The organism is Allobosea sp. CER48, assembly GCF_044752385.1.
GTDB lineage: Bacteria > Pseudomonadota > Alphaproteobacteria > Rhizobiales > Beijerinckiaceae > Allobosea.
In genome coordinates this window covers 1-3,447 of the sequence record NZ_JBIWYK010000351.1, presented here as the reverse complement: position 1 = coordinate 3,447, position 3,447 = coordinate 1, and the positions used below count along the sequence as shown (strand labels likewise).

3 protein-coding genes are annotated in these 3,447 nt (G+C 67.6%); all 3 read right to left on the bottom strand.

The window, feature by feature from the left end:
• The coding region (locus tag ACIPIA_RS12590; RefSeq protein WP_400510016.1) for a hypothetical protein at positions 1–233 on the bottom strand (233 nt) is incomplete at its 3' end.
• A 96-nt stretch (positions 234–329) separates the two neighbouring features.
• Entirely contained in the window at positions 330–1,277 is a 948-nt protein-coding gene (locus tag ACIPIA_RS12585; RefSeq protein ID WP_400510014.1) for a LysR family transcriptional regulator, read from the bottom strand.
• 156 nt (positions 1,278–1,433) lie between these two features.
• Positions 1,434–3,434, bottom strand: a complete 2,001-nt coding sequence (parE, locus tag ACIPIA_RS12580; RefSeq protein ID WP_400510018.1) for a DNA topoisomerase IV subunit B — start codon at positions 3,432–3,434, stop codon at positions 1,434–1,436.
• Positions 3,435–3,447: the final 13 nt, after the last annotated feature.

Here is a 3,447-nt window from a genome sequence, read left to right as displayed (position 1 = left end):
CGGGTCTCGTTCGCCACCTTGGTGATCGAGCCGGTCGTCAGCGGCTCGACCGGCTGGCGCTTCGAGACGGCGAGGCTGACCTGCGCCAGACGCTCCTTGTCCAGCTGCCCCGTGCGGCTCGACATGAAATTGGCGGCGATCACCGAGAGGAAGGCGATGGCCGCAGCCGCCTTGGCGACGTCGGCGACCATCGTGCCGCGCTGGTTCCTCCAGAACAGTTCGATCAGGCGCATGGCGCACTCTCCGTGGCCCGCGACCTCGCGAGCACCGGAGCCTACGTTACGGAACAGCCGTAAAATCTTGGTTATCCGGACGTTGCCGCGATCCGATCAACGCGAGCGGTCTTCGGCGGGCCGGCGTGTTTCTCCGGCCAGGCGCGGGCGCTGTTCGCGGAAGAGCTTGCGCAGCGCGCCAAGCGCGGCGGCCACGCCCGGCCGGCTGCGCGAAAGCTCATGCGAAACCAGATAGATGTCGTCTCCGGTCTGCTCGGGTGGGGGCTCCAGCCGCCGCAGCGTGGGATCGGCATCGCCCATGAAGCAGGGCGCCATGGACAGGGCACCGGCCGAGCGGATGCTTTCATAGCGCGCGGAGGAATCGCCCACGCGGGCCGCGATCGGCCTGCCGGCCGCATAGGCCATGATGTAGTCGTCGATGCGAGAGGAGGTTTCGCGATTGACCGAGATGATCGGCGCCGTCGCGGGATCGACGTCGCTGCGCACGTAGAGCGCCTGCATCAACCGGCCGACTTTCTGTGCGTAGTAGCCGGGCTCGGTCGGCACCTTCGTCATGCGCAGGGCGATATCCGCCTCTCCGCGCGTCAGGTCGAGGCGGTTGCGCGTGCTGATGATGACGATCTCGACGCCGCCGGCTGCGGCCGAGATCGCCGTCGCATGCATCGTCAGCAGCAGGCTGATCGAGGTGGTGGCGGTGACGCGCACCGGCGCGTTGGCGAGCGGCCTGGCCGCATCCGCCCGGATCGCGAAGCGATGGGCCGCAGCCTCGATCTCCCGCGCCTCGGCAGCGAGATCCAGGCCGATCGCGGTCGGGGCGAGCCTGTTGGCCTCGCGCGTGAAGAGCTGGAGGCCGAGGTCTCGTTCGAGCGCCTTGAGGCGGCGCGCGACCGTGGCCTCGCTCAGCCCCAGCTGCGCCGCTGCCAGGGCCATCGACCCACCGACGGCGATGGCGTTGAAAATCCGGATGTCATCCCAGGAGAAGCTGCCGGTTGGCGCCGCCAGATCGTCGTCGCGTCGAGATGAAGGTGCAGGAGACTCGGCCATGGGGTCAGCGGCCAGCCGCCTTGCGTGGGGTGCTTGCGCTCATGGCGGTCCGTGGAGAAGGGCGGGTTCGACATGCGCGAACCCTGCCCGCAACGACATCCTGCGGCAGCCCCGCGAGGCTGAGATCCAGCCCCGCAGTCTTGCGGGGCTGGAGGATCACAGGTCGATCAGCTCGCCGGCGAAGGCGGCACGCTCCTGGATGAAGGTGAAGCGCGCTTCCGGCTTGTTGCCCATGAGCCGCTCCACAGTGTCGGCGGTTTCCTCCTTGGCCTCATGGTCGACCATGACCTTGAGCAGAATCCGCTTGCTTGGATCCATGGTCGTTTCCTTGAGCTGCTGCGGCATCATCTCACCGAGGCCCTTGAAGCGCGAGATCTCCGGCTTCTTGCCCTTGAACGCAGTCTCCAGAAGCTCGTCCTTATGCGCATCGTTGCGAGCGTAGATGCTCTTGCCGCCATGCTGGAGCCGGTAGAGCGGCGGCACGGCCAGATAGAGATGCCCCTTCTCGATCAGCCGCGGCATCTGGCGCCAGAAGAAGGTGACCAGCAGCGAGGCGATATGGGCGCCGTCGACGTCGGCGTCCGTCATGACGATCACCTTCTCGTAGCGGAGATCGTCCTCGCGGAACTGGGTGCCGATGCCGCAGCCGAGCGCCAGGATCAGGTCGGCGAGTTGCTGGTTCTGATTAAGTTTCTCGCGTGTCGCATTGGCAACGTTCAGGATCTTCCCGCGCAGCGGAAGGATCGCCTGGTTGGCGCGATTGCGGGCCTGCTTGGCCGAGCCGCCGGCCGAATCGCCCTCGACGATGAAGAGTTCCGATCCGGCCGCGCCGGCATTCGAGCAGTCGGCGAGCTTGCCGGGCAGCCGGAGCTTGCGCGTCGCGGTCTTGCGCGAAACCTCCTTCTCGAGCCGCCTGCGCAGCCGTTCCTCGGCGCGGTCCACTGACCAGTCGAGCAGGCGCAGTGCCTGCTGCGGCGCGGCGGCGAGCCAATGGTCGAAGGCGTCGCGCACGGCGCCCTCGACGATGCGGGAGGCTTCCAGCGTGGCGAGCTTGTCCTTGGTCTGGCCCTGGAATTCGGGCTCCCGGATGAAGACGGAGAGCATCGCGGCGCAGGTCGCCATCACATCGTCGGACGTGACCTGCGCCATGCGCTTCGACTGGCCGATGCGCTCGGCATGGTCGCGCAGGCCGCGCAGAAGCGCGATGCGCAGGCCTTGCTCATGCGTGCCGCCTTCCGGCGTCGGGATGGTGTTGCAGTAGGAGGAGGAGAAGCCGTCTTCCCCGGTGGCAAGCCAGGCGACCGCCCATTCCAGCGAGCCGTGACTGCCTTCCTTGGTGATCTTGCCTGAGAAGATCGGCTCGGCGACGAGGTCCTTGCCCTCGATCTCGCGGCCGAGATAGTCGCGCAAGCCGCCGGGGAAGCGGAACACCGCTTCCGCCGCAACGTCGCCTTCCGGCTTCAGCAGGGACGGCGCGCATGTCCAGCGGATCTCGACGCCACCGAAGAGATAGGCCTTGGAACGGGCCATGCGGAACAGGCGGGCCGGGGAGAAATGCGCGCCCTCGCCGAAGATCTGCGCATCGGGGTGGAAACGCACCTTCGTGCCGCGGCGATTGGCGACGGCGCCGACCGTTTCCAGCGGTCCCTGCGGCAGGCCGCGCGAGAAGACCTGCCGATAGAGCGTCTTGCCGCGCGCGACCTCGACCTCGAGCCGATCCGACAGGGCGTTGACGACGGAGACGCCGACGCCGTGAAGACCGCCAGAGGTCTCGTAGGCCTTGGAATCGAACTTTCCGCCGGCATGCAGCGTGGTCATGATGACTTCGAGGGCCGACTTGCCCGGAAATTTCGGATGCGGGTCGACGGGGATGCCGCGGCCGTTATCCGTCACCGCGAGCGAGCCGTCCTCGAACAACTCGACATCGATGAAGGTCGCATGGCCCGCAACCGCCTCGTCCATGGCGTTGTCGATCACCTCGGCGAAGAGGTGGTGAAGCGCGCGCTCGTCGGTGCCGCCGATATACATGCCGGGCCGGCGGCGGACGGGCTCGAGCCCCTCCAGCACCTCGATCGCGGAAGCGTCGTAGCCGGCCTCGGAAAGCGTGCCGTTGCGGGGTGCTGTCCCGGCCCCCGGGGGGGCTTTCGGGGGCTCCACCGGCGAACGCGCT